18 protein-coding genes are annotated in these 17,586 nt (G+C 70.0%); 14 read left to right on the top strand and 4 right to left on the bottom strand.

Annotated features, from left to right (window positions below; genetic code table 11):
* Positions 1-96: 96 nt before the first annotated feature.
* The 12 genes from ACZ5UM_RS00160 (at position 97) to ACZ5UM_RS00105 (ending at position 10,992) form a co-directional block, all read left to right on the top strand.
* Positions 97-2,385, top strand: coding sequence for an FAD-dependent oxidoreductase (locus tag ACZ5UM_RS00160; RefSeq protein ID WP_464845973.1), 2,289 nt, complete (start codon positions 97-99; stop codon positions 2,383-2,385).
* Positions 2,378-3,532, top strand: a complete 1,155-nt coding sequence (locus ACZ5UM_RS00155; RefSeq protein ID WP_464845971.1) for an NAD(P)/FAD-dependent oxidoreductase — start codon at positions 2,378-2,380, stop codon at positions 3,530-3,532. Before ACZ5UM_RS00160 ends, ACZ5UM_RS00155 begins: the two co-directional genes overlap by 8 nt.
* Positions 3,533-3,836: 304 nt before the next feature.
* The gene (locus ACZ5UM_RS00150) at positions 3,837-4,622 is read left to right on the top strand and encodes a LamB/YcsF family protein (RefSeq protein WP_464845969.1); all 786 of its coding nucleotides are present in this window, start codon (positions 3,837-3,839) and stop codon (positions 4,620-4,622) included.
* Between the two features lie 101 nt (positions 4,623-4,723).
* Positions 4,724-5,119, top strand: a complete 396-nt coding sequence (locus tag ACZ5UM_RS00145; protein ID WP_464845968.1) for a NifB/NifX family molybdenum-iron cluster-binding protein — start codon at positions 4,724-4,726, stop codon at positions 5,117-5,119.
* A gap of 85 nt (positions 5,120-5,204) precedes the next feature.
* Positions 5,205-5,597, top strand: coding sequence for a T3SS (YopN, CesT) and YbjN peptide-binding chaperone 1 (locus ACZ5UM_RS00140; RefSeq protein WP_273382253.1), 393 nt, complete (start codon positions 5,205-5,207; stop codon positions 5,595-5,597).
* A gap of 47 nt (positions 5,598-5,644) precedes the next feature.
* Positions 5,645-6,052 carry a hypothetical protein gene (locus ACZ5UM_RS00135; protein ID WP_464845967.1) on the top strand — a complete coding sequence of 136 codons (408 nt, stop codon included), beginning with the start codon at positions 5,645-5,647 and terminating at the stop codon, positions 6,050-6,052.
* A gap of 327 nt (positions 6,053-6,379) precedes the next feature.
* Positions 6,380-7,381, top strand: coding sequence for a MetQ/NlpA family ABC transporter substrate-binding protein (locus ACZ5UM_RS00130; RefSeq protein WP_464845966.1), 1,002 nt, complete (start codon positions 6,380-6,382; stop codon positions 7,379-7,381).
* Positions 7,382-7,419: 38 nt separating this feature from the next.
* Positions 7,420-8,145, top strand: a complete 726-nt coding sequence (locus ACZ5UM_RS00125) for an ABC transporter ATP-binding protein (RefSeq protein ID WP_464845964.1) — start codon at positions 7,420-7,422, stop codon at positions 8,143-8,145.
* A complete protein-coding gene (locus tag ACZ5UM_RS00120) occupies positions 8,138-8,887 on the top strand; it encodes an ABC transporter permease (RefSeq protein WP_464845962.1) in 750 nt (249 codons plus the stop codon). Before ACZ5UM_RS00125 ends, ACZ5UM_RS00120 begins: the two co-directional genes overlap by 8 nt.
* Positions 8,888-9,058: 171 nt before the next feature.
* Positions 9,059-9,814 carry a bifunctional demethylmenaquinone methyltransferase/2-methoxy-6-polyprenyl-1,4-benzoquinol methylase UbiE gene (ubiE, locus tag ACZ5UM_RS00115; RefSeq protein WP_464845960.1) on the top strand — a complete coding sequence of 252 codons (756 nt, stop codon included), beginning with the start codon at positions 9,059-9,061 and terminating at the stop codon, positions 9,812-9,814.
* Entirely contained in the window at positions 9,786-10,292 is a 507-nt protein-coding gene (locus ACZ5UM_RS00110; RefSeq protein ID WP_464845957.1) for an N-acetyltransferase family protein, read from the top strand. The genes ubiE and ACZ5UM_RS00110 overlap by 29 nt, the downstream gene beginning before the upstream one ends.
* A gap of 124 nt (positions 10,293-10,416) precedes the next feature.
* Positions 10,417-10,992, top strand: a complete 576-nt coding sequence (locus ACZ5UM_RS00105) for an NAD(P)/FAD-dependent oxidoreductase (protein ID WP_464845954.1) — start codon at positions 10,417-10,419, stop codon at positions 10,990-10,992.
* Positions 10,993-11,060: 68 nt separating this feature from the next.
* Here ACZ5UM_RS00105 and ACZ5UM_RS00100 read toward each other — a convergent pair whose 3' ends face one another.
* From ACZ5UM_RS00100 to ACZ5UM_RS00090, 3 genes are all read right to left on the bottom strand, one after another.
* Complete coding sequence (locus tag ACZ5UM_RS00100; protein ID WP_464845953.1) at positions 11,061-12,257, bottom strand: MFS transporter; 1,197 nt, start codon at positions 12,255-12,257, stop codon at positions 11,061-11,063.
* A gap of 61 nt (positions 12,258-12,318) precedes the next feature.
* Positions 12,319-12,579: a hypothetical protein gene (locus ACZ5UM_RS00095; protein ID WP_464845950.1), complete on the bottom strand. Its 261-nt coding sequence runs from the start codon at positions 12,577-12,579 to the stop codon at positions 12,319-12,321.
* Between the two features lie 158 nt (positions 12,580-12,737).
* Entirely contained in the window at positions 12,738-13,628 is an 891-nt protein-coding gene (locus ACZ5UM_RS00090; protein WP_464845948.1) for a hypothetical protein, read from the bottom strand.
* A gap of 63 nt (positions 13,629-13,691) precedes the next feature.
* Between ACZ5UM_RS00090 and ACZ5UM_RS00085 the strand changes: the two genes are divergently transcribed.
* Complete coding sequence (locus ACZ5UM_RS00085) at positions 13,692-15,611, top strand: hypothetical protein (protein WP_464845946.1); 1,920 nt, start codon at positions 13,692-13,694, stop codon at positions 15,609-15,611.
* A 96-nt stretch (positions 15,612-15,707) separates the two neighbouring features.
* Here the strand turns inward: ACZ5UM_RS00085 and ACZ5UM_RS00080 are convergent, their stop codons facing one another.
* Positions 15,708-16,400 carry a helix-turn-helix domain-containing protein gene (locus ACZ5UM_RS00080; protein WP_464845942.1) on the bottom strand — a complete coding sequence of 231 codons (693 nt, stop codon included), beginning with the start codon at positions 16,398-16,400 and terminating at the stop codon, positions 15,708-15,710.
* A gap of 203 nt (positions 16,401-16,603) precedes the next feature.
* Here ACZ5UM_RS00080 and ACZ5UM_RS00075 point away from each other — a divergent pair, with 203 nt between their 5' ends.
* Positions 16,604-17,569 (top strand): aldo/keto reductase family protein, encoded by a 966-nt coding sequence (locus tag ACZ5UM_RS00075; protein ID WP_464845940.1) that lies wholly within the window; start codon positions 16,604-16,606, stop codon positions 17,567-17,569.
* The last annotated feature ends 17 nt before the right edge of the window (positions 17,570-17,586 follow it).

Genomic DNA, 17,586 nt, shown 5'->3' with positions numbered 1-17,586 from the left:
AGCAAATAGTGCGAAATGCCTGCTTTTGTAGGCGCCGAAGGGAATGCTACGATGACGGTGTGAAGGAGGATTCTGGAAGGAGGCCGGTGCAGAACGATGACGTACCGCATCGACGCGCATCCGATCCTGCCGGTCCCGCCGCGCGCGCCGATCCTGTTCGCGTGGCGCGGCCGGGCGCTCACCGCACAGTCCGGCGAGACCATTGCTTCCGCGCTGTTTGCCAACGGCATCCGCACTTTTGGCCACCACCACAAAGACGGCTCTCCCCAGGGCATCTTCTGTGCCAACGGCCAGTGCGCCCAGTGCATGGTGCTGGCCGACGGACGGCCCGTGAAGGCCTGCGTGACCCGGGTTCGCCCCGGCATGCAGGTGGAGCCGCTGGACGGGCTGCCCGTACTCCCGCCCGTGCCTTGGTCTGTGCCGCCGGCTGCGCCAGGGGAAGCGCCTCCCTCCGGAGCATGGGAGGTCCCGTCCCCGGCGCATTCGGCGGCGTTTTCGTCTGGGACCCCCGGTGCGGCGCATGCGGCGGGGTCTCCATCTGGGACCCACGGTGCAGCGTATTCGGCGGTGTCCCCACCTGGGATCCCCGGTGCGGCGCATGTGGACGTGCCGGGGATGGCGGCCATCCGCGAGGTGTGCGTCCCGGTGCTGATCATCGGCGGGGGGCCGGCTGGACTTTCGGCCGCAGCCGAGCTGGGCGAGCTGGGCATCCGGACGCTGCTGGTGGACGACAAGGATCGGCTGGGCGGCAAGCTGGTGCTGCAGACCCACCGGTTCTTCGGCTCAGTGGAGGCGGTCTGGGCCGGCCGCAGGGGGATCGACATCGCCGAGCTGCTGGCCGGACAGGTGCGCGCCCTCCCGTCGGTGGAGGTCTGGCTGGAGACCACGGCCCTGGCCGTGTACCGGGACGGCCGGGTGGGCGTGCTGCGGGGCGACGAGTACGTCCTCATCCGGCCTGATGCGCTGCTGGTGGCCACCGGCGCCCGAGAGCGCAGCCTGGTCTTTCCGGGAAACACGCTGCCCGGCGTCTACGGGGCCGGCGCCTTCCAGACCCTGGTGAACCGGGACCTGGTGCGTGCTGCCCGCCGGCTGTTCATCGTGGGCGGCGGGAACGTCGGCCTGATCGCCGGCTACCACGCCCTGCAGGCCGGCATCGCCGTGGTGGGGCTGGCGGAGGCCGCGCCCACCTGCGGCGGGTACAAGGTGCACAGGGACAAGCTGGCCCGCCTGAGCGTGCCCATCTACACCGGGCACACCATCGTGCGGGCCTCCGGGCGCGGCGAGGTGGAGTCGGTGACCATCGCCGCCGTGGACCGTCACTTCCGGCCGGTGCCGGGGACGGAGCGGACTTTCGCCTGCGACACGGTGCTGATCGCCGTCGGCCTCGATCCGGTGGATGAGCTGTACCGGCGGGCCCGGGCGTTCGGCATGCGGGCGTTCGTCGCCGGCGACGCGGAGGAGATCGCCGAGGCCTCGGCCGCGATCTACGGCGGCCGCATCGCGGGACGGGAGGTGGCCCGCGCCCTGGGGTACCCGGTGGACGAGGTGCCTGAGGACTGGCGCCGCACGCAGCAGGTGCTGAAGAGCCGTCCGGGCGCGGTGGCGCCGGAGCAGGTCCCCGACCGCGAGGAGGGCGTCTTCCCGGTTTTCCACTGCACGCAGGAGATCCCGTGCAACCCGTGCTCCCATGCGTGCCGGTTCGGGCTCATCCAGATTGACCCGCAGGACATCCGGCGCACGCCCCGGTTCCTCCCCCAGAACGAGCGGGGCCGGCGCTGCGGCGGGTGCGGGCGCTGCGTGGCCAGCTGTCCGGGCCTGGCGATCACGCTGGTGGACTACCGGCGGGATCCCTACTTCCCCACCGTTACCATTCCGTTTGAGCTCCTGAAGGACAGCATCCGGGTCGGCGACATGGTCACGGTGCTGGACACCGGCGGGCAGGAGCTGGGCGAAGCCCCGGTGGAGGACCTGTGCTTCCTGGAGGGCAACGACCGGACGGGGCTGGTGCGGATCCGGGCGCCGAAGCAGATCGCCCGGCGCATCGCGGGCATCCGGGTTCAGCCGCCTGCCGTCGGGGCTCCGTTGGAGACCTATGTGCCGTACATGGCGGATGACGCCATCCTCTGCCGGTGCAACCGGGTCACGGCGGGCGAGGTGCGCATGCTGATCCGGGAGGGCTACCGGGACGTGAACCAGATCAAGGCCGTCACCGGCGCCGGCATGGGCGCCTGCGGCGGCAAGACCTGCAACTCGCTGATCATGCAGCTCTTCCGGGAGGAGGGCGTGGGGCCCGACGATGTGGTGCCCCCGACGCTGCGTCCGCTGTTCGTCGAGGTCGAGCTGGCGCGCTTTGCCGGCGTGCGGGAGGGGGATGGCGATGCGTAAGTCGTACGATGTGATCATCCTGGGCGCGGGCAGCGTCGGCACGCCGGCGGCGTGGGCCATGGCCCGGGAGGGGCTGCAGGTGCTAGTTATCGACCCCGCGCCCAGCCCCGGGCAGGGATCCAACAAGGCGGCTATCGGCGGCATCCGGGCGACCCACTCCGACCCGGCCAAGATCCGCCTCTGCCAGCGCAGCCTGGAGATCTTCGCGACCTGGGAGGCTGAGCACGGCCAGGACATCGGCTGGCAGCAGGGGGGCTACCTGTTCGTGGCCTACACGCCCCGGGAGGAGCGGCTGCTGAAGGAGCTGCTCGCCACCCAGAAGTCGTACGGGCTGAACATCGACTGGTACGACGGGGACGAGCTGCTGGAGATCGTCCCCGACCTCCGGGCCGACGGCTTGATCGGCGGCACCTTCTCCCCGGAGGACGGCTCGGCCTCGCCGCTGCTCAGCATCCACGCCTTCTGGCGGGAGGCGCTGCGGCTGGGGGCGGAGTTCCGGTTCCGGGAGCGGCCGCTGGCGATCCTGCAGGCCGGAGGCCGGGTGACGGGGGTCCGCACTGAGGCCGGCGAGTATCTGGCCCCGGTGGTGGTCAACGCCGCCGGCGCCTGGGCCCGGGAGGTGGCCCGGCTGGCGGGGGCCGACGTGCCGGTGAAGCCGGACCTGCACGAGGCCGCCATCACCGAGCCGGTGGCCCCGTTCCTGCGGCCGATGGTGGTGGACATCCGGCCCGGTCCGGGCTCGGCCAACGTCTACTTCTACCAGCACCAGACCGGCCAGGTGATCTTCTGCATCACGCCGTCGCCCCCCATCTGGGGCGAGGACCGGGGGGAGACCAGCAGCTTCCTGCCGCTGGTGGCGCCGCGGCTGATCGACCTCATGCCCCGGCTGGCGCCGCTCCGGGTGCGCCGCACCTGGCGGGGGATGTACCCGATGACCCCCGACGGGTCGCCCATCGTGGACTGGGCGCCGGAAGTCGGGGGGCTGCTCCACGCCGTGGGCATGTGCGGTCAGGGTTTCATGCTCGGCCCCGGCGTGGGCGAGCTGCTGGCGCGCATGGTCACCGGCAGCCTGGAACCGGGGGATGAGGAGGTGCTCGGCGCCCTGGCGCTGAATCGTACGTTTTCGAGGGAGGAGGCGTTGAAGTAGGCTGCACGGGCGCCCGGGGTGTTGCGGTTCTCCCTGCACGCCGCCGCTGCGGTCCTCCGGGCGCTGGCGTGCCAGCTTCCCGTAGAGGCCTTGGCGCCGCGGTTCTCGGGGCAGGTGCTGGCGTGGCGGTCCTCTGGGCAGACGCTGGAGCGGTGGTGCTCTGGGCAGGTGCTGATGTGGCGGTCCTCTGGGCAGACGCTGAAGTGGCGGTGCTTTGGGCAGATGCCGGCGTGCTGGTTTTTCGTGCAGACCCTGGCGCACCGGGGCGGTCGAGGATGAAGCAGTGGCAAGGAGGGGGCGCGGCGTGGGTGGCAATCCCGAACTGGACCGGTGGATCGACCTGAACTGCGACATGGGGGAGTCGTTCGGCGTCTATCGGATCGGGTCGGATGAGGCGGTGATGCCCCTGATCACATCGGCGAACATCGCCTGCGGCTTTCACGGAGGCGACCCGCAGGTGATGCGCCGCACCGTGCGGCTGGCCAGGGAGCACGGTATTGCGGTGGGGGCACACCCGGGTTACCGGGATCTGGCCGGCTTCGGCCGGCGACCGGTGAAGTGCAGCCCCGAAGAGGTGTACGCGGACGTGCTGTACCAGATCGGGGCGCTCGCGGCGTTCTGCCGGGCGGAGGGGGTCCGCCTGCGCCACGTGAAACCGCACGGGGCCCTGTATAATACGGCCGTGGCGGATGCCGTGACGGCGGAGGCTGTCGCGGTGGCGGTGAGGGACTTCGACCGGTCGCTCGCCCTGTTTGCCCCGCCGGGATCGGCCCTGGAGGCAGCGGGCCTGGCCGCCGGGCTGCGGGTCGTCCGGGAAGGCTTTGCGGACCGGGGATACGCGGCGGATGGTGGCCTGCTGCCGCGGTCGCATCCCGGCGCGGTGCTCACCGACCCTGACCAGGCCGCCGCGCAGGCGCGCCAAATCGCCTGCCAGGGGACCGTGACGGTGTCTACGGGTCAGGTGGTGGCGGTTCCCGCGGGCACGCTCTGCGTCCACGGCGATCACCCGCACGTGGTGCTCGTGCTGCGCCGTATCCGGGAGGAGCTGGCCACGGCAGGCGTGCGGGTGGCGCCGCCGCACGCGGGGTGACAGCCGGCGGGTGATCCGCAATAAGGTGACCTTTGTCACCTTACGACGGACACACTATCGGGTAAGATGGGCTGGGGCCCCATCCCATCCGGGATGGGAGCGTGAGAGGTCGTACCCGCCACATCATGGGCAAGGAGGACAAGTCGATGCGCATCGCCATCCCGCTGGCTGACGGCAACGTGGCGCCGCACGTGGGCCACTGCCGTACCTATCTGATCGCGGACGTGGAAGACGGCAAGGTCGTGCGGACCCAGGAGGTGGCCAACCCCGGCCATGGTCCCGGGGGCCCGCCGCCCATCTTCCTCGCCAATCAGGGCGTGAACCTGGTCCTGGCCTGGGGCATCCCTCAGCATGCCCGTGGGCTGTTCCGGCAGGAGGGTGTGGAGTTCATCGCCGGCTGCACCGGCGAGGCCCGGCAGGTACTGCAGGACTACCTGGCCGGCACCCTGAAGCTAACGGACGAAGGGCTGGAGGGCGACGGCAGCTGCTGTCATTGATGGCGCTGGCAGGAGATGCCTCCTCGGGAGTCGAAGGGCTGACCTGAAAGCAGACGAGCCCCACAGAGCCCCGAGGAGGTATCTTGTGAGCAAGGCAGAGATGTATTTTGAGTACCTGAAGGAAGAGGGATATGTGCCGCATTACGACTCCGACGGCGACATCGTCTTCAAGTCCGAGGGGCTGACGTATCTGCTCTTCGCTTCAGAGGATGACGAGGCGTACTTCCGAATGAGCTTGCCTAACTTCTGGAAGATCGAAAGCGAAGAGGAGCGCCAGCGCGCGCTGGCTGTGGCCTGCCGGGTCAACGCCGAGCTCAAGGTGGTGAAGATCTACCCGGTGGAGGACAACGTCTGGGCGTCGGTGGAGCTGCTCTTCGATCCGCCGGATGGATTCAAGCCCGTCTTCAGCCGTGCGCTGCGCATCATCCGGCACGGGGTGGATCACTTCGCCACGCTCATGCGCACGCCACTGCAGTGAAGGACGCCGGCCCCCGCCGTCTCTCTCGGGACGGCGGGGGTTTTTTCGTGGGCCGGTTTGGGGGGATGACCATATCTTCCCTGGCCCGCGGCGGTCAGCTGCACTACGACCTGCTCCTCCCGGTATCGCGGGTTGCCCTGGAGTTCCAGGGACCGCAGCATTATCGGACTACCGAGCGCTACCCATCGGCCAGCCAGCTTCAGGAGCAGAGAATGCGTGACGAGGTCAAGCGCAGGTTCAGCGAGACCCACGGGATTGCGCTCATCGAGGTCACCGCGGCTGATCTCAGTTTCCGCACCATTTCCGCCTTGTTGCGGCGGCACGGCGTGCCGCTCCGAACGAACCTCGACGACCTGCATCACCTCTACAGCGCCATCGAGGCTGAAGCGGCGAAGTACCGCAGGTGGGCAGAGCGGCTTGAACGGCAACTGCGCCAGTCACGTGCGGGAGGATAGCCCTGGTCTGGCACAGCTGTGGGGTAGGCAAGGGAGCTGCTGGTGAAGCGCCTCGAACCGTCGTTGACACGGCAGTATCGGCGGCGATTCTCGGTGGCTGTGCCCGGCGCCGCGGGGACGCCGCAGCCGGCCAGGCCTGCTGCGACGCCGGCGCAGGAGACCGGACTCGCAGGTCCCGGCGATGCGTGTCCGGTTTTGGACACTGTATGGCCCGTTTGTTGACACCGGTATAGGCCATTGCTACATTGGGTTGGGATTTCGGCTATGGCCATTTTGAGGGATCCCTAAATAGACCCTTTGCAGCAGTGAATGGAGGACGACGACCCGATGAAGACGAACCTTGTGCGGGTGCTGGCCGCTGTGCTGACCGTCGGCCTTCTGGCCGGCTGCGGCGGGAGGCCGCAGGATGCCTATCAGAAAGACCCGGCGGCGCAGACCGGGCAGCAGCCGGTGGTGCGGCTGAAGATCGGTCAGATTCCGACGATCGACGGCCTGCCCTTCTGGGTGGCCGAGAGCAAGGACTACTACCGCCAGCAGGGCGTCGAGGTGGAACTGGTTCGGTTCAGCTCGGCGACCGAGCGCGACGCCGCACTGGCCAGCGGGCAGATCGACGGCACGCTGACGGACATCATGGGCGCCGTGACCCTGTTCGTCAACGGCACCCCGCTCCAGATCACCTCCATCAACCTGGGCGCCACCATCGAGGAGGGGCCCTTCGCCATCGTCTCCGCCCCCGGTTCGGGCATCACCGAGCCCGAACAGCTGAAGGGCGCCGAGATCGCCATCGCGACCAACACCATCATCCATTACGTCACCGAGAAGCTGCTGCTGGAGAACGGGATTGCGCTCGAAGAGGTGGAGCTGATCTCCATCCCGCAGATCCCCCTGCGGTTCGAGAACCTCATGACCGGCAACGTCAAGGCCGCCACCCTGCCCGAGCCGCTGCTCTCCCTGGCCGTGCACAATGGCGGCACCGTGGTGCTGACCGATGCCGAGGCCCAGCGGAACTATTCGCAGTCGGTCATCGTGTTCCGGGAAGAGGCGGTGAAGGAGAAGGAGGACGCCATCAAGCGCTTCTTCGTGGCGTACAACCAGGCGGTGGCCGATATCGCCCGCGAGCCAGAGGCCTACAAGGAGCTGCTGTCCGAGAAGGCCAACCTGCCGCCCGAGATCAAGGACTCCTGGCAGGTGATCACCTTCTCCCCCGCCCAGGCGCCGGGCCGGGCTGAGGTCGAGGAGGTCGTGGACTGGCTGCTGGAGAAGGGCTACATCTCCAAGAAGGTGTCTTACGACGAGATCGTCAACACGACGCTGTACCCGAAGGGCTGATGGCGGTGCTCGCCGACGCCCGGGCGAAGGAGCCAGAGATGATCAAAGCACGCAATGTGAGTTATGCTTATGGGGAGACGGTCGCCGTGCGCGACGTCTCCTTTGACCTGCCTCGGGGAGAAACGCTGGCCGTGGTGGGCCCTTCCGGCTGCGGCAAGACCACCCTGCTCGGGCTGATCGCCGGGCTGATGCCTGTCACCAGCGGGGAGCTGCTGGTCGATGGCGCACCGGTCCAGCCCCGCCGGCCGGGAACCGCGCTGATCCTGCAGGATTATGGCCTGCTTCCCTGGAAAACCGTTCGGGAGAACGCTGCGCTGGGCCTGCGCATCCGTCGCCTGCCGCCGGATGCCGCCGACCAGGCCCTGCGGGAGGTGGGCATCGCTGACCTGGCCAAGCGCTGGCCGCACCAGCTCTCGGGCGGCCAGCAGCAGCGCGTGGCCATTGCCCGCGCCCTCGCGCTGGGGCCGGACCTCCTGCTGATGGACGAGCCCTTCTCCGCCCTGGACGCCCTCACGCGGGAGGAGATGCAGGACCTCCTGCTGGCCATCTGGCGCAAGCGCAAGACCAGCCTGGTGCTTGTCACCCACTCCATCACCGAGGCGGTCTACCTGGGCCAGCAGATCATGGTGCTCTCGCCCAGACCCGGGCGCGTCGTCAGCCTGTTTCAGAACCCCGCTGTGGGCGACCGGCGGGCCGCCGCCTTCCACAGCATGGTCAACCGGGTGCGCGACGCCCTGGAGAAGGGGGTGAACGGCGGTGCCTAAATACCGCTGGTATCACTACCTCATCGCCCTGGCGATCCTGGCCCTGGCGTGGGAGGCGCTGGCCATCTGGCTGGATATTGCCGCCTTCCCCAGGCTGGGCGTGGCCCTGTCCGCCTTCGTCAAGGGCCTGGGGCCCGGCGGGGAGCTGGTGGAGCACTTCCTCGTCTCCGTCTACCGGGTGGCCGCTTCTACGCTGATCTCCCTGGCCATCGGCGTGCCGCTGGGGCTCTACCTCGGCCGGTCGGGCGGTCCCATCGGCTCGGTCCTGCTCTACCTGACCTACCCGGTGCCCAAGGTGGTCTTCCTGCCGGTCATCATGGTGGTGCTGGGGATCGGGGATACATCAAAGATCTTCCTGATCACGCTGGTCATCGTCTTCCAGATCCTCGTGACCGTTCGGGATGCCGCCGCCAACGTCCCGAACGGGCTGATCCGCTCGGTGCAGTCGCTGGGCGGCAGCGAATGGCAGATCTACCGGCACGTCATCCTGCCCGCGGCCCTGCCCGCCATCTTCACGTCCCTCCGGCTGAGCACGGGCACCGCCGTGGCCGTCCTGTTCTTCGCCGAGACCTATGCCACCCAGCAGGGACTGGGGGCGTTCGTGATGGACGAGTGGTCGGCCCACGCCTACGGCAATCTGTTTGCCGGTGTCATGGCGATGGCCCTGATGGGCTTCGGGTTCTACGTGGTGCTGGACATCGCAGAACGGCTGCTCTGTCCGTGGGCGGAGAAGCAGCGGTAAGGTCTGGGGGGTAAGGTCTGGTCGGCCGCAGCGGGTGAGACGCAGCGGTACGGGCTGGCGGCCCGCGGCGGGTAAGTCCCAGCGACATGGGCAGGCGTCCCGCGGCGGGATCGCCCGCGGATTGCCGGCGCACCGCGGCAGCATACGCAGATGCACTGAGGAGGCGTTTTGATGGCTCCAGGCTTCCAGCCTCCGTCGCCGGAGGAGAAGGAGCAGTATGTCCGCGAGCTTTTCGACAGGATCGCGGAGAACTACGACGCGATGAACCAGGTGATGTCGGCCGGTCAGTGGGAGAAGTGGCACCGGGAGTTCGTCGCCCAGACCCGCTTCCGTCCGGGCGACCACATCCTGGACGTGGCCTGCGGCACCGGCGACCTCACGCTGCTGGACGCCGCGCAGGTGGCCCCCACCGGCCGCGTCATCGGGGTGGACATCTCCGAGGGGATGCTGGAGGTGGGCCGGCGGCGGGTGGCCGCATCGCCGTACAAGGACCTCATCACCCTGCAGCTGGGCAACGCCATGGACCTGCCCTTCCCCGACAACACCTTCGACGGAGTGACCATGGGCTGGGCCATGCGGAACGTCGCTTCGATTCCCAAGACCCTGGCAGAGATCCACCGGGTCCTGAAGCCCGGCGGCCGCTTCATCTGCCTGGAGGCATCCAAGCCCTTCAGCCGGGTCATCCGCTTCGGCTTCTTCCTCTACTGGAAGACCTTCCTGCCGCTCATCGACTGGTTCGTGGTGAAGGCGGGCCGTCAGGCCAAGGTGCGCCCGTACACGTACCTCTCCCGCTCGCTGGACAACTACCCCTTCCCGGACCAGCTGGAGGACATGTTCCGCGAGGCCGGGTTTGTGGAGACGGATTACCAGCTGCTCATGCTGGGGACGGTGGCGATTCATGTCGGAGCCAAACGCCGCGAAGGGTAGCCCAGGGGCAGCCGTCCGCATTCGCCCCTTCGACTACGAGAGAGACACCGGGACGATTCTCTCCTTCATGCCCGAGCTGTACGAATCGAACTTCCCCGGGTTCATCGTGGACGTCGACTTTATGGCCCGCCGGCGGACCCAGCTGCGGGCGGCAGTCCGCGACCCCTCCCAGATGGTGCTGGTGGCCGAGGACAGCCTCGGCCTGTGCGGCTTTATCTGGCTCGTCGTCGAGCAGGAGTACAGCGGGCGCCGCCGGGGCGAGGTGAGCGCCCTCTACGTGCATCCCCGGGCCCGCGGACGGGGGGTCGGCCGTCAGCTGATGGAGGCCGGCGAGGCGCACCTCAGGTCCTGTGGCTGCCACAGCGTGATGCTCATGGTGACCGCCACCAATCAGGCGGCCCTGTCGCTCTATGCATCGCTGGGTTACGAGACCACCCGCTACCAGATGGAGAAACGGCTTCCCCGCGGATCGCGGTGATGCCGGCCGAACGGGCGCCGGGCGAACCGAAGGTGAAACCGGCGCCGGGGCGGTCCGGCCGCTCCCTTCGGCGAGGGAACGTCGTCCATAAATACGAAATAACATTGTAAAGGAGGATGCAGAAGTGTTCGATGTCGCGATTGTGGGCGCAGGGCCCGCCGGCGCGAGCGCCGCAGTGTACACGGCCCGGGCGGGACTGCAGACGCTGCTGCTGGATGCCGACCAGTCCATGACCCGCCGTGCCTGGATCCCCAACCACCTGGGCTTCCCGAAGGGAGTGTCCGGCCCCGACTTGGTGGACCTGGGCAAGCAGCACGCCGAGGCCGCAGGGGCCAAGCTGGTGAAGGCGAAGGTCACGGCCGTCCGCCGCGAGTCCGACGGATTCCGCCTGGAGACCGAGGGCGGGGAGATCTACGAGGCCCGTCAGGTGATCCTCTGCCTGGGCGCCAACTGCGAGCTGGCCCGGCAGGCGGGCGCGGAGATCGTCGAGGGGCCCGAGCCGCGCATCAAGGAGGTCGTGGCCGTGGACCGGGAGGGCCGGACCCGGATCGACGGCCTCTGGGCCGCGGGGACCTGCGCAGGCACCAGCGTGCACACCATCATCACTGCCGGCGACGGCGCGCGGGTGGCCATCAACCTGATCAGCGCCGTCAAGGGCGCCCGGCACGTGGACCACGAGGTCATGCCGGCCGGCAAGTAGGCACACGGACGAAGCGGGCGGCTTCCTGCCCCGAGGGGCAGGAGCCGCCCGCTTCACGTTCCGGTGCCTCAGGCCGTCTCCGCGCGGGGGTGCGGGGTCCCCGCCCCCCAGGCCCGGCGGGTCCAGAGGTAGAAGAGCAGGTAGACCGCCAGGGCCGAAGCGAAGGGCGCCCAGTCGTGCCAGAGGTAGACCAGGCCCGCCCAGGTGGGGGCGACGGTGCGCCCCAGAGCGTCGAAGGCGCTCTGGATGCCCATGGTAATCCCCTGGTCCATGCGGGTGCGGCGGGAGAGCAGGGCGGTGATCAGCGGGCGGATGAAGGAGACCGCCAGCGTGATCAGGATCAGCCCCAGGAAGACAGCGCCCAGCGAGCGGGCCACGATGAAGGCGGCCATGCCCGCCATGCCGGCCAGCAGGGCCCAGCGCACGGGGCGCTCGTCGCCGAAATGCCGGCTGGCCCAGCCCACCAGCAGCCCCTGGAAGAGAATGCCGGCGATGCCCTGGATGGTGAAGGCCAGCGAGGTGACCGACTCGGAGTCGACCCCGAGCCGGTCCATCAGGAAGTACCCGAGCATCGAGAACATGGTGGAGCCGCCGAAGGTGCCGGCAAACGCCAGCAGGAAGAGCAGGGAGTGGGGGCCGCCCAGGGCCATGCGCACGGCCTGGATGCCCGAGAACCCCTTTTCGTTCCGGCGGCTGGAGCCGCGGTGGGGCGGCTCCGGCAGCGCGAGCAGCGCGACGATCCAGTTGAAGCCGGCCACGGCCGCCGCGACCAGGATCGCTTCCCGGTAGCTCAGGCCGGCCGCGCCCAGGAGGCCGCCGGCCGTCGGACCGCCGATGAACCCCAGGTTCATCGCCGCGCCCATGAGGGCCATGCGGCCGGACCGCTCCTCCCCCGGCGTCGTGTCGGCGACGTACGCCTGGGCGGTGGGAATCGTGGCGGCCGAGAGCACCCCGCCCAGGAAGCGCGCCGTCAGGGCCAGCCAGATGTTCCGTGCGAGCGCGAGCATGGCGAAGTGCAGGGCGTTGCCCAGCAGGCCCACCAGCAGCACCGGGCGCCGCCCGATCCGGTCGCTGAGCGAGCCCCACAGCGGGGCAAACAGAAACTGGGCCCCGGCCCACACGGTGACCAGCAGGCCCATGTGCACGGAGCTGGCGCCCAGGTCCCGCGCGAAGAAGGGCAGAATCGGGACCATGATGCCAAAACCCAGCATCACCTGGAAGAGCGTGAAGAAAAGGATGTACTGGGAGCGCCGATCCCCTCGCACCGAACCCCTCCCTGCGGACGGCCCTGAGGCGCCCCGGGCGCCCCGTGCCGCCCCTGCCACGTCAGCGGATCAGCATGGTTGCCACGATGGAAAGGATCATCAGAGCAAAAAAGAGGCCGGCCACCCACACCATCGACATGCAGCCGGAGTTCAGCGCCGCGCGCTGCTCGGGCGTGCCCGGATCGGCGTCGTCGGCCATCTCCTCCAGCTCCCGCAGCTCACGCTCCGACCAGGTCTCAATGCGCCGGCGCACACGGCGCACCCGGTAGCGGCGGCTCCGCTGCCCGGCGGGGGGCTGCGCATCCTTCTGATCCCAGGTCATGACCCCTACGTTCACCTCGCCGCTGGATTCCCGGCAGGGCTGCGGGAGAAGCCCGTTTCGCCCGCCCCGGCCGGCAGCCGATGAAGGCCTTCTCCCTTTAGACGCCCGGAAAGGGGAGATCGTGGCTGCCCGCGGAGACAATCTTCGACACGGCCGGCTCAGGGCACGCTGGGAGGCCGGTACAGGTCTGTCGAATCGAACCGGAGCACGGGTCCGTACACCGTGGAGGGGCCGGGGGTGGTCACCGGGCCGGCGTCAGGGGTGATGACGGCTGCCAGGGCGACGGTGGGGCCCGTGAAGTCGGTGACCGCGGCCAGCGGGCGGGTGACCAGGTAGCCCTCCCCGCGGGGCAGGGGGGTCACCTCGCTGGCGAGGAACCCGAAGGGCCGGTCGGGAACCGCCTCGAACAGGGCCCAGCTCAGGTTGAACCCCTCGTTCACGGCGGCGTCGCGCACCCGCCGGGCCGCTGCGGTCAGCCAGCGGGTGAGCTCATCGCGGTAATCGCGCACGGCGGTGACCCAGTTGTTGTACTCGGCGATCCTGACGATGCCGACCAGCATGGTGTCGTAGTTGATGTCGCGGGTGATCTGGTAGTCCACCTGAAACCACTGGCGGCCGCCGGCGGTGAACGCGGCGAACTCGCCGGCCAGGACGGTGCGGGCGTCGATCAGCGTCCGCACCTCCGCCAGCGCGGGGCCGACCGCCGCGGGGATCCGGGCGGCGTAGGTCGAGTCGTCCACCGGCGGCGGCAGAAGAGCGGCCGTTTCGACCGGCGGCAGGGGAGCGGCGTCGGCATCGGCGGGCTCAGACCCGCCCGTTCCCGGCATCTGGCCCGGGGCCGCGGGATCGTCGGCGGGCGCCGGGGGTTCCTCTTCCGGCGGCGCCTGGACCGACACCGGCTCCGCAGGGGCGGCCGGGGGGCCGTAGGCGGAGGCGGCGACCCCGGCGATGATCCCCAGCGCCAGCGCCAAGGGCGCGAACGCCCAGACTGCCCAGCGGGGCAGGCTCCGGGGTCCGGGCTTTTCGGGGTAGTGCGCCGGCTGGTACAAACCGCTCCCTCCGTTTCACAGAGGCCGTAGGCGTTCGGGCGCGCCGCGGCGAATCAACAACGCATGATGAGAAGAGACGTCCTGGGTTGGGTCGTGCTGATCGGGCTGGGGGCGGGCGCGTTCTGGGACGGGCTCTACGCCCCCGGCCAGCAGATGCTGGCGGCCGCGCTGGCGGCGATGCTGGCCCTCGCGGCCCCCTCCGTCCGGCTGGATCGCACCGAGTGGGCGGCCCTGCTGCTGATGCTGGCCGGGACCGCCGGCGCCCTGGCGCGCCCGGCGGCGGCCGGCGCCGCCGCGCACGGGCCCGTGCTGGTCGCCGGCTGGATTCTGGCGCTGGTGGCCGGCAGGGCCTTTCAGGCACATCGCCCCGGCGTGGCCGAGGCCGCGCTGGCCCGGTTCTGGGCCGTGACCGGGGCCCTGATGGCTTTCGGCGGCCTGCTGTTCATCTCCTTCACGCCGCCGCACCACTCGGGCCGGCTCGCGTCGTTCCTGGGCTACCCCATCGCCGTGGGCATGCTGGGATTGCTGGGCCTGGCGGGGGCGCTGCCCGACCTGGCCGCCGGCCGGCCGTGGGCCGCGGCGCTGGCCCTGGGCAGCGGTCTGGGGCTGCTCCTCTCCGGCTCCCGCGGGGTCTGGGCGGCGGGCCTGCTCCTGGCCGCGTTCCTCTGTTGGGCCGCGCCAGGCCTCGTGCGCGCCGGCCTGCCCCGTGCCGGCCGGACGCTGGCCGCGGCGCTGGCGGCGGCGGTCTGGGCCGCCCCGGCGGTGGAGGCGCACGACGGGGCCCGGCTCTGGCCGATCGTCGCACTCGCCCTATTGACGGTTCTTGCAGCCGAACAGTTTCAACATGTGCGCGCGGTGCGGGCCGGCTGGGCTGTGGCGGTCGCGCTGGCGCTGGTTGCCGCCCCCGGCTGGAGCTGGTTCTGGGGGCGGGCCTCGACGGTGCCGCTGACCGACACCTCTTCGGCGGAGCGGATGGCCTTTCTCCGGGACGGCCTCGGGCTGGTCCTGGACCTGCCCCTGGGCGCGGGCTACCGCGCCTGGACCGCGCTGCACCTGCAGGCCGCCAGCTACGGCTACTACTCCGCCGAGGTCCACTCGGCGCTGCTGGACCTCGCGCTCGCCTTCGGCTGGGCGGGCGCGGCGGGCTTTGTGCTGCTCGCGGCGCGCTTCCTGACCGGTCTGCTGCACGCCCGCCGCTGGGACGGGACCCGCGCCGCGGCGCTCGGGGGGCTGGGGGCCCTCCTCCTGCACGCGCTGGTGGACTGGGATCTGAGTTACGCCCTCTTCGCGTTCCCGCTGTGGTTCGGCTTCGGCCTGGCCCGGGAGGCGCCCGGGCGGGCCGGCGGTGAGGAAACGAGGGGCGGGGCGGGCGCTGTCTGGCCACGGGCACTGACCGCCGCGCTGGCCGGCGCGGCCCTGGCCGGGGCGGCGCTGCTGGGGGCGGGCGATGCGCTGACGGAGCTGTCGGCCCGCAGCCTCCGGGCAGGGGCGCCCGAAGCCGCGCTGCAGCACTCGGGCGCGGCGGCTGCCCTGACGCCCTGGAACGACCTGGCGCACGCGTACCGGGGCGCGGCGCTCTCAGAGCTGGGCCGGGGGGACGAGGCGCTGGCCGCGCTGGCCCGGGCCCGTGCACGGGGGCCGTACGAGCCCTGGTACGCCAGGCTGGCCGCGGCGGAGCTGGAGAACCAGGGCCGCTGGGAGGAGGCGGCGGCCGCATGGGCCCAGTACGTCCGCCTCTGGCCGTGGGAGACCTCCGCGTACGCGGAGGCGGTCGCCGCACACCTCCGCGGCCTGGCTGCGGCTGAGGCTGCGGGCGACCGGGAGGCCGCGGTCCTGCTGGCGGAGAGCGGGCAGCGGATCTTGGCAGCCATGGCGGAGCAGAAGGCGCGGGAGCCCGCCGGCGCACCCCGGAAGGGGATGGACGTGGACCGGCCGGTCTTCGCCGAGGCCCGGACCCGGTTTGCGGCCGTCCTGGCGCGCTGATGCGCCGCCCGTGGGCGGCGCACCTCCGTCGCCTGTATGGCTGCCCTTTGGCGGATCCGCCGGCCCGCGGTGGAGGCCTGTCCGCCCCTGCCGGTTTCAGCCGCTGCGCCGGCCGGCCAGGGGGTTGTCCGCAGCCAGCTCGCCGTGCTGCAGGAGCAGCAGGTCGATGGCCATGTCCAGCACCTCGGGCCGGATGCCGGCGGCGGCGGCCTTGGCGATGATCCGGGCGTAGGCGGCCATCCGCTCCGGCGGGATGTCGGCCGCCAGCTCATCGCAGCAGCCGACCATGAACCAGTGCACGGGGATGGCGGTCAGCTGCGCCAGCCGCTCGGCCATGACGGCCACCCGGTCATGGGCCAGCGTCAGTTCGCCCGATCCCGTCAACCGGCGCAGCTCGTCCACGGTCAGGGAGAGCTGCGCCGCCAGGGTTTCCAGGGGAAACTCCGCGGGATACTCGGAGATGAGAAACTGGAGAACCAGGCGAAGGCGGGTGAGCGGGGACGCGAAGTACAGGCGTGCCCGATCCTCCGGCGGAAGCCTGCGCAAGGCCCCCTCGAAATCCCGGTGCGGGTCACGGCCGGTGAGCAGGTACTCCACCGTGACGCCGTACCCCTCGGCGATCTTGCGCAGGGTCGAGTTCAGGCTGGCGCTGGCCTGCCCGGCTTCCAGGCGGCCGATGGTCGTATGGCTGACGCCGGTCCGGGCAGCGGCCTGCCGCAGGGAATCGCCGTGAGCGGCACGCAGGGCGGCGATGCGCCGACCGATCTGCCAGGGGTTGCTCTTGCTCATGGATCACCCATCCTTCACAATTCGTTGTCCCCCATTTGCCGCAAAGTGTTCATCTTTCTTAAACGATAGGGGTTGAGGCAGAAGGACGTCAAGCCAAAGCCTTCCAATTGTCTGTCTGCCCCGGCGATCGGTCGGGATGGCGTTGTGGTATACTTGTCCATGGCCCCCTACGGAAATCCTACGGGAAAGGTGTGGTGCAAGCGATGGAGTACCGCCGACTGGGAACGAGCGGCCTGAAACTGAGCGAGATCTCTCTGGGCAGCTGGCTGACCTATGGCTCGAGGGTCGAGGCTGAGGCCGCCAAGGCCTGCATCCGCACGGCATACGAGCACGGCATCAACCACTTCGACTGTGCCGTGGTCTACGGCGCGCAGCCCCACCAGGCCGAGGAGGTGGTGGGCGAGGCCCTCCGGGAATTCCCGCGGCACACCTACACCGTCACCTCCAAGGTATTCTGGAAGGTCGGCCCGTCCACCTACGACCAGGGGCTTTCCCGCAAGCACCTCATCGAGCGGGTCGAGATGAGCCTGAAGGCGATGAAGCTCGACTACATCGACATCTACTACGCGCACCGCTACGATCCCGAGACCGACCTGGAGGAGACCCTGCGCGCCTTTGACGACCTGGTGGCGCAGGGGAAGATCCTCTACTGGGGCTTCTCCCAGTGGACGGCGGCCCAGATCGAGCACGCCGCGGCCATCGTGGACCGGCGGAACCTGCGCCGGCCGGTGGTCAGCCAGCCGGTCTACAACATGATCGACCGGGGCATTGAGAAGGAGATCATGCCCGTGTGCGCCCGGGAGGGCATCGGGCAGGTGGTGTACTCGCCGCTGGCCCAGGGCGTCCTCACCGGCAAGTACAAGCCCGGCATGCCGATCCCCGAGGGCAGCCGCGGCGCCGACCCCAAGTACGGCAAGTTCGTGCAGCGCTACCTCTCCGACGATGAGATGCTGCAGCGCATCCAGCAGCTGCGCCGCGTCGCCGAGCGCAACGGCCTGACCCTGGCCCAGCTCGCCCTGGCGTGGGTGCTGCGCCGGCCCGAGGTGACCTCGGCCCTGATCGGCGCCACCCGCCCCGAGCAGGTGGTGGAGAACGTCAAGGCCGCCGGCGTCAAGCTGTCGGAGGAGGATCTGCGGGAGATCGACCAGATCCTGGGTTACGCCGAGTAGCCCGTCGCCGCGCCCGG

The sequence above is a fragment of the Symbiobacterium ostreiconchae genome, from assembly GCF_055396975.1.
The sequence above is the reverse complement of the archived record's forward strand: the minus strand, read 5'-3'. Positions and strand labels throughout refer to the sequence as shown.

Excerpts from the sequence above, each read along its gene's own strand:
- ACZ5UM_RS00085 (WP_464845946.1), top strand. The coding sequence starts at position 13,692 with ATGATGAGAAGAGACGTCCTGGGTTGGGTCGTGCTGATCGGGCTGGGG.
- ACZ5UM_RS00155 (WP_464845971.1), top strand. The coding sequence starts at position 2,378 with ATGCGTAAGTCGTACGATGTGATCATCCTGGGCGCGGGCAGCGTCGGC.
- ACZ5UM_RS00075 (WP_464845940.1), top strand. The coding sequence starts at position 16,604 with ATGGAGTACCGCCGACTGGGAACGAGCGGCCTGAAACTGAGCGAGATC.
- ACZ5UM_RS00160 (WP_464845973.1), top strand. The coding sequence starts at position 97 with ATGACGTACCGCATCGACGCGCATCCGATCCTGCCGGTCCCGCCGCGC.
- ACZ5UM_RS00125 (WP_464845964.1), top strand. The coding sequence starts at position 7,420 with ATGATCAAAGCACGCAATGTGAGTTATGCTTATGGGGAGACGGTCGCC.
- ACZ5UM_RS00110 (WP_464845957.1), top strand. The coding sequence starts at position 9,786 with ATGTCGGAGCCAAACGCCGCGAAGGGTAGCCCAGGGGCAGCCGTCCGC.
- ACZ5UM_RS00130 (WP_464845966.1), top strand. The coding sequence starts at position 6,380 with ATGAAGACGAACCTTGTGCGGGTGCTGGCCGCTGTGCTGACCGTCGGC.
- ACZ5UM_RS00095 (WP_464845950.1), bottom strand. The coding sequence starts at position 12,579 with ATGACCTGGGATCAGAAGGATGCGCAGCCCCCCGCCGGGCAGCGGAGC.
- ACZ5UM_RS00080 (WP_464845942.1), bottom strand. The coding sequence starts at position 16,400 with ATGAGCAAGAGCAACCCCTGGCAGATCGGTCGGCGCATCGCCGCCCTG.
- ubiE (WP_464845960.1), top strand. The coding sequence starts at position 9,059 with ATGGCTCCAGGCTTCCAGCCTCCGTCGCCGGAGGAGAAGGAGCAGTAT.